The 6,478-nt window shown below is 40.9% G+C and carries 5 protein-coding genes; 2 read left to right on the forward strand and 3 right to left on the reverse strand.

Going from position 1 to position 6,478, the window contains the following annotated elements; genetic code table 11:
- Positions 1 to 3 precede the first annotated feature (3 nt).
- Positions 4 to 723 (reverse strand): outer membrane beta-barrel protein, encoded by a 720-nt coding sequence (locus tag J2X77_RS11220; protein WP_310080762.1) that lies wholly within the window; start codon positions 721 to 723, stop codon positions 4 to 6.
- A gap of 197 nt (positions 724 to 920) precedes the next feature.
- Here J2X77_RS11220 and J2X77_RS11225 point away from each other — a divergent pair, with 197 nt between their 5' ends.
- Both J2X77_RS11225 and J2X77_RS11230 read left to right on the forward strand, forming a co-directional pair.
- Positions 921 to 1,271, forward strand: a complete 351-nt coding sequence (locus tag J2X77_RS11225) for a hypothetical protein (protein ID WP_310080763.1) — start codon at positions 921 to 923, stop codon at positions 1,269 to 1,271.
- A 125-nt stretch (positions 1,272 to 1,396) separates the two neighbouring features.
- Positions 1,397 to 2,275: a pirin family protein gene (locus tag J2X77_RS11230; protein WP_310080765.1), complete on the forward strand. Its 879-nt coding sequence runs from the start codon at positions 1,397 to 1,399 to the stop codon at positions 2,273 to 2,275.
- A gap of 71 nt (positions 2,276 to 2,346) precedes the next feature.
- Here J2X77_RS11230 and J2X77_RS11235 read toward each other — a convergent pair whose 3' ends face one another.
- Positions 2,347 to 6,213: a TIM-barrel domain-containing protein gene (locus J2X77_RS11235; RefSeq protein ID WP_310080767.1), complete on the reverse strand. Its 3,867-nt coding sequence runs from the start codon at positions 6,211 to 6,213 to the stop codon at positions 2,347 to 2,349.
- Between the two features lie 19 nt (positions 6,214 to 6,232).
- Positions 6,233 to 6,478: hypothetical protein (locus J2X77_RS11240; protein WP_310080769.1), on the reverse strand; the 246-nt coding region annotated here is incomplete at its 5' end.

Here is a 6,478-nt window from a genome sequence, read left to right on the forward strand (position 1 = left end):
GCTTTAGTCATTTTTAAATATCGGTCTTAGTAACTGATATTGTAGGCCCAATCGGAATACATTTAGTCGTGCCGCACCAGGGTCGCTACCCAGCATCTGTCCGGTATAATCCTTCAATCCCCATGAATAACCGGCAAACACGGTATAGCGGTCATAATTTACGTTAAATTGTAAACGTGGCCGGAGATCCATATCAATTACTTTACCTCTGTCACGATCAAATTTTGTTTTATTTCCCTGTTTATCTTCAATACTACCTTTTTCCTTGATGCTCAACACTTTGGCAATATCCATCCCCAGCTGAATATCCATCGTCATGGGTTCAAAAAAGACGCGATAGCCGACAAACGGATTAAAATTGATAAACTGTTGATTAAGTTGGGTTTGACCACGGCTTCCATTCATAAATTCGCTTCCCTCCAAATCAATCTTTGTCTGCAATCTTTCGTAGGCGCCTTCTAGACCTAATATCAGATTGTTGGCAAAAATATAACGGTAGTCTAAAGCCCCACCTATGTTTATTCCATATTTTTTTCCATAGGGATTACTGGTATAAAAGTCCTGCTGCGTGGATCCAATCAACATGCTTTTGGCCTCACTCCCTGCTCCCGTAAAGTTGGATACCCCAGAAGTAACCCCCACACGTAGTTCGTGCGTTTGCGAAAAAGCCATAAAATGAGTTACACCGGCAAAAAGCCCGACAAGTAAAAGTCTCTTCATCATAAACTAAATAATAATTAAAATCGCTAAAAAATTATATACATCCGATTACTAAAAGTAAGAAATTTTATGTGATTGTACTTATTTCACCCCTTTCTTTTTCTGTTGACATATTGCGTATTGATCCAAATCGTTCAACGGCGTCCCTTCATGATGAAAACATGCAGAGAGTATATCGCTGTATTTATTAAACTACATCAATGGAAATGAATCAGTTCATGTTTACTTTTGTCATTATGAAGACCTTAACATTTCTCCTATTTGGCAAAAATGAAGAAATTTTGCTTACGCTAAAAAGAATCATTGAGAGTACCCCTATGTGGAACGCAACATTACTGCAAGAGTTGGATAGTTGTAAAAAGCAGCTGATTAATCATCCTGTAGATGTATTATTATTAAGCTCGGGGCTCTCGCTGCAGGAAGAACAAGAAATAACGGATTATCTTTCGCAACTCCCTTATTCCATCGGCCTGATTACCCATTATGGTGGCGGCAGCGGGATTTTGAAAAATGAAATTTATACGCTGTTTCCAGACTTACTGCCAGGTTAATGCAACTTTGAGCAGCGCAATATTCGAACGATCCAACTGGAAATCGCTAAAATGTTTCTTTATTGAACTAGATCAATGGCGATCGGCTACTAAAAGGCTAATTTTGGATACTAAATAAAATGATCATGAACAAACAGAACTTTATAAAAAAGGGACTTTTAGGTTCCGGAATATTTACATCTAAAGAATCTTCAGCTGATATCTTGAAAAATGATATCGATGAGATAAGCCCCCTTGAAACTTTGAATGTGGAAGATACAAACTATCCATCAGACAAATTGGAAAACCACAGTGTCCTCCATAAAGCAACTACTCGCGGGCATGCGGATCATGGCTGGTTACAAAGCAATCATACGTTTAGTTTCGCCAATTATCACAATCCTGAACGCATGCATTTTGGTGTATTGAGGGTACTCAATGACGATACAGTCGCTGCGGGAAGAGGTTTCGGTAAACATCCCCACGATAATATGGAAATTATCAGCATCCCATTGGAAGGCGACCTGGAACATGAGGACAGCATGGGCAATAAAGCGATTATACGAAAGGGAGATATTCATGTTATGAGTGCAGGCACTGGCATCATACACAGCGAGTATAATAAAAACACCGATCAGGCAGTCAAATTTCTACAGATTTGGATATACCCTAATCAACGGAATGTGAGTCCGCGATACGATCAAATTACCTTGGATGGTATGCAAAGACAGAATAAATTTCAACAGATTCTCTCGCCAGATCCAGACGATCAAGGGGTATGGATTCATCAGAATGCCTGGTTTTCGATGGGCCATTTTGACCAGGACGTTCAAGTAAAATACCACGTCAAACAGGCCGGTAATGGTGTCTATATTTTTGTGATAAAAGGCAGCGTTAGCGTTGAAGGGCAGGCATTAGAAACCAGAGATGGTTTTGGAATCTGGGATGTATCAGAAATCAAAATGAAAGTAACCTCGCCGGATACCGAAATCCTGTTGATGGATATCAGTATGGTATTGGACTAACGCAGGGAGCAGATAGCAATGAACAAAACTGGGAGCTTCATAGGCGCCCAGCTTCGTTCATTTGTTGGCTTTTAGAAAGTGACAGCATTTAGCGTTTTATCCACCAAAATACCATCCTTCGCCGGGAGGGTGAAGATGATATTGCGCCTCGCTTTTAATCTAATCTTAAATAAAACCTCCGATCCATTTAAGACCTCTTTGTTGCCTAGATTTACAAAAGTAGGATACAACACCTTACTGCCGTTGGTATGGAGACGATCGTTCGTATAATTGTTCATCTCTTTTAGATGCAAAGGCTCGATACCGACATATTCAAAATCTCCCTGATTATAAGGGAGGGCAAAACTAAGTGCATTGACTGCGTTGAGCTGTTCTCCACGTACACTGATTTCAACTATTTCGCCTAACTTTAAACTCGTTTTTGATGGAACCAATTTCAGTTTACCAGCGACTTTCTCCCCTTTGGCAGGCTTTGCCCCCCCTTCGATGACGACAGCAACGTTGGAAATATCATAAGCATCAATCAGTTTATTTTTATTGACATCACCGTTGCTAACATACCCCTCGAAATCTCCATCTCCAAAGCGCAAGCCCATATAATTAATATAAGATGTTAAATCATTGTGGTCGATCAATCGGTCATTATTGATATCACCCGGTAGGTAGCTTGATGATCCTGGCACTTTAAACACATACAATTCTCTGCCAGAACCAAATCCACCCACAGCTTCAGAAATTGAAAGTTTGATAAATCGTGCGACCGGATGTGATCCAAACGCAAAACGTTTCATTTCGCCATCACGTTTCCAGTCAAAGCTGCCTGCTTCAGTCCAGGTCACCTTGTCATTGCTATAGAAAACTTTTCCTTTCAAAATTATACCATTCCCGCCGTCAGTCCTTGGAAGATACTCAAACTTATCCAATTGATTGACAGATTTTAAATCTAAGGTCATATCAAAAGGAACTGCTGTCTGCCCCCATTTCGTATGCCACATATCTCCCTCATCGTAATTGAACAATTTATTGATACCATTGCCACCTTGGTTGTCAACAGTCGTCTCGGCTTTGATGCCATCAATAGCAAACTCCAAGGGGTTGGCTTTTGTTTTTGCCGAAAATGTACTCCAATCTGAAAATCCAGATTTATTGACTGCCCTGATTTTAAACTGATAATCCGTTTGAGCTGCTAGTCCATTAAAAAGCAGTTGCGTGTCCTGGATGGTCGAATAGATCAAGTCATTGCATTCAATTTCATAATAATCAGCATTCACAACCTTTCCCCAAGTTGGATTTAAGGTATACGCTTGCGTATTCTGATCGGTGATTACAGCCTTAGGCGATTCTAAAGCACCCGTTTGGGTTAGATACCTGTCGGCAGGTGCATACGCATAGCCTTCCAATTTGACTTCAACTGCAGTTGATGAGACATCCTGTTTGGCTAGTCGTACCAACAACATCGGATTTTTAACCAATGGTATTTTCTCGAATTCAGATCCCTGGGTTGCAAACTGGTTCAAATTTGGATGTGGATCGTAGAAATAGACATTTTCAGAAGAATTAAACACATCTAAACTGTTTACTTCTTTGAGTTTTATATTTTTTCCATTGATCTTTACTTTCAACGCCTTCGGTGCTTTACTGACGTTAAAGCGAATTTCGGTAGACTTCATCTTTTCAAAGCCATCAAATTCACCCTCCGTTGGCGCAATTGTAAATAACACGCTATTGCCTGTAAGGTGAGACGTTAGTGTTGTTTGAACGCCCTTACCATAACGATATGCTTCGGTCTTTCCGTCATCGTCATATTCAACAAAGCTGGAATTTCCGTAGGGATAAACCTCATAGATACGTTGATCTGCTTTGATTTCCTGCACGTTATTGTTCGGATGGGTTACCGGAATAATAGCACCATTTTTAACAAAAACGGGCAGTTTCCAAATGGGAGCGTCAAAATTATTGATGATACGCCCACCTGCATACTTCTCACCGGTAAAATAGTCTATCCATTCACCATCTGGCAGGTAGATACCATTGCGGATATCATTTCCTTTATCATCAACATGAGTTTCCTGATAAATTGGTGCTACAAGAAAACTAGGACCATATAAGTATTGATATTGGGTAGCTTTGCCGAGCGTAAAGCTGTTTGCCTGCTCCAAAAACATGGCACGAATGATGGGCAGTCCATCGATAGCTTGTCTGGCGACGCTATAACTATAGGGAACCAATTGTGACTTTAATTTGAGATACAAACGGTTGATCGACGTAGCGGGCTCGCCTAAAGCATGTGGGTATTTCTCATTTGAACCCCAACCATCCATATTCAGTTCCATCGGCGTCCAGGTTTTCCACTGGAAATCACGAATATTAACTTTAAAATTTTTCCCACCAAAGATTCCGTCCATATCGGAGGTAATATTAGGCTGGCCTGAAAGCCCTGACCCGATGTAAGTAGGTATATGGAATCGAATGTACTCCCATACACCGCCCGTTTGGTCACCCGACCAGATAGCAGCATAGCGTTGTGTGCCTGCCCAGCCATCCAATGAAATAATAAATGGACGCGCATTGTTTCCATAATAAGGCATGGTATGCCCGACATCAGCGACTCCATTGAGGCCAAAAGAATATCCGGGGCCAACCCAGGCAACATCCGTTTTTAGAACCCTGACACCCGCATCCCGCACTTCTTTTACGATATCCCGTTGCAGTAATGCACTTATACTATCTTTGGGATGGAGATCTGACTGTGTCCATAAACCGATTTCGACACCATTTTTACGTGCATAATCGCCAAATTCCTTCAAATTACCGATATTTCCATCTAAGGTTTCCGTTTGTCCATAACCAGCACCATAACCGTCATTCGGAAGGATCCAACCCAAAGGCATATCATGTACCTTATAGCGGTCGATCACGGCACGTGCTGAAAATTGATAATTGTTTTTCTCCCCGTTCAGGGATTCTTTGATTCCGCCGTTGTCCTTTTGGCTTTCTTTATAACGCTTGCCATCTTCAAATAAAATCCCTTGCTCATCTTCCTTCCAGAAATCGCGATTATAGGCGTTAAGATGGCCTTCATATAATCCAAATTTCGGTAGAAGGATAGGGTTACCCGTCAATTGATAGAAATCATTCAGCAAAGATTTAGCGCCCTCATTCACCATAAAAAAGACATCTAAATAGTCGGTATCATGTGTTAATTTTACCGTCCCTTTAGTTTTGGCTCCAAATGTATAATTTCCCTTTTTGAACGTATGCCACATCAATCCATAGCCTTTTGTAGACCAGTAAAAAGGCGTTGGGGAAGCTACACCACCATCTGTCCAGCTATTCTGGTTTTCAATAGCGATTGTGTTCCCCTTATGAGAAAAGCGTCCATTCTGTACACCACCTCCAAAGAAATATTCGTCTGCCTGTTCTTTCAATTCGAGACTGACTTGATGCTGATCAAAATTGATTGGCTTTAAGCTTTCAACGACTACCCTATTGTTTTTACGATTGAGGATACTAAACTGTGAAGTCAGCTTATCCATTGAAAAAAGGATATCTTTGGTGGAGATGCTTATCTTATTTCCTTCATCCTTGACCTCCAGTCCAGTGACAGTTTTGCGGGGCTGCTCTACTAGGATTTTTGCGGCGGGTTTTGCTTCAGGATCACGGATAATACCCCCATGAATATCTTGGAACATTCTAAAAATATGATCGCCATAGAAATCTAAAGTCAACCGTTGATTATTATCGTATACAATCTCTGCTGTCGTTGGGTTAATTTTTTGAACGGTGCTAATCTTAGCTGTATGATCAGCGCGATATGTACTCAAATATTGGATTGTATTCGTTCGGGCTTCAAGCCTATTGGATTGAAAAATAAAAGGTGAAGCCAATCCTATTAGCAAACTGACCTGTGCTTTTGCGCACCAAAAAGATATCTTCATGCGTATGATTTATAATGCATTAAATTAACTTAACAATAATACAATAGTAAATCGAAGTAAAAAAGCGATTATGAAATGCAAACGATTGTCCAATAATAATGTTGCGAGAAGGATGAAATGTTGACAAACGAAAGAAGCCCTTGACTGTTTCCAGCAAGGGCTTCCGTGTAAAAAAAAGGCACCGACCTACTCTCCCACCTGTTACGGCAATACCATCGGCTCTGGCGGGCTTGACTGCTCTGTTCGGAATGGGAAGAGGTAGACA

Origin of the sequence: Sphingobacterium sp. 2149, assembly GCF_031455655.1 — a bacterium.
In the GTDB taxonomy this organism is placed as follows: domain Bacteria; phylum Bacteroidota; class Bacteroidia; order Sphingobacteriales; family Sphingobacteriaceae; genus Sphingobacterium.

Excerpts from the sequence above, each read along its gene's own strand:
- J2X77_RS11220 (WP_310080762.1), bottom strand. The coding sequence starts at position 723 with ATGATGAAGAGACTTTTACTTGTCGGGCTTTTTGCCGGTGTAACTCAT.
- J2X77_RS11225 (WP_310080763.1), top strand. The coding sequence starts at position 921 with ATGGAAATGAATCAGTTCATGTTTACTTTTGTCATTATGAAGACCTTA.
- J2X77_RS11230 (WP_310080765.1), top strand. The coding sequence starts at position 1,397 with ATGAACAAACAGAACTTTATAAAAAAGGGACTTTTAGGTTCCGGAATA.
- J2X77_RS11235 (WP_310080767.1), bottom strand. The coding sequence starts at position 6,213 with ATGAAGATATCTTTTTGGTGCGCAAAAGCACAGGTCAGTTTGCTAATA.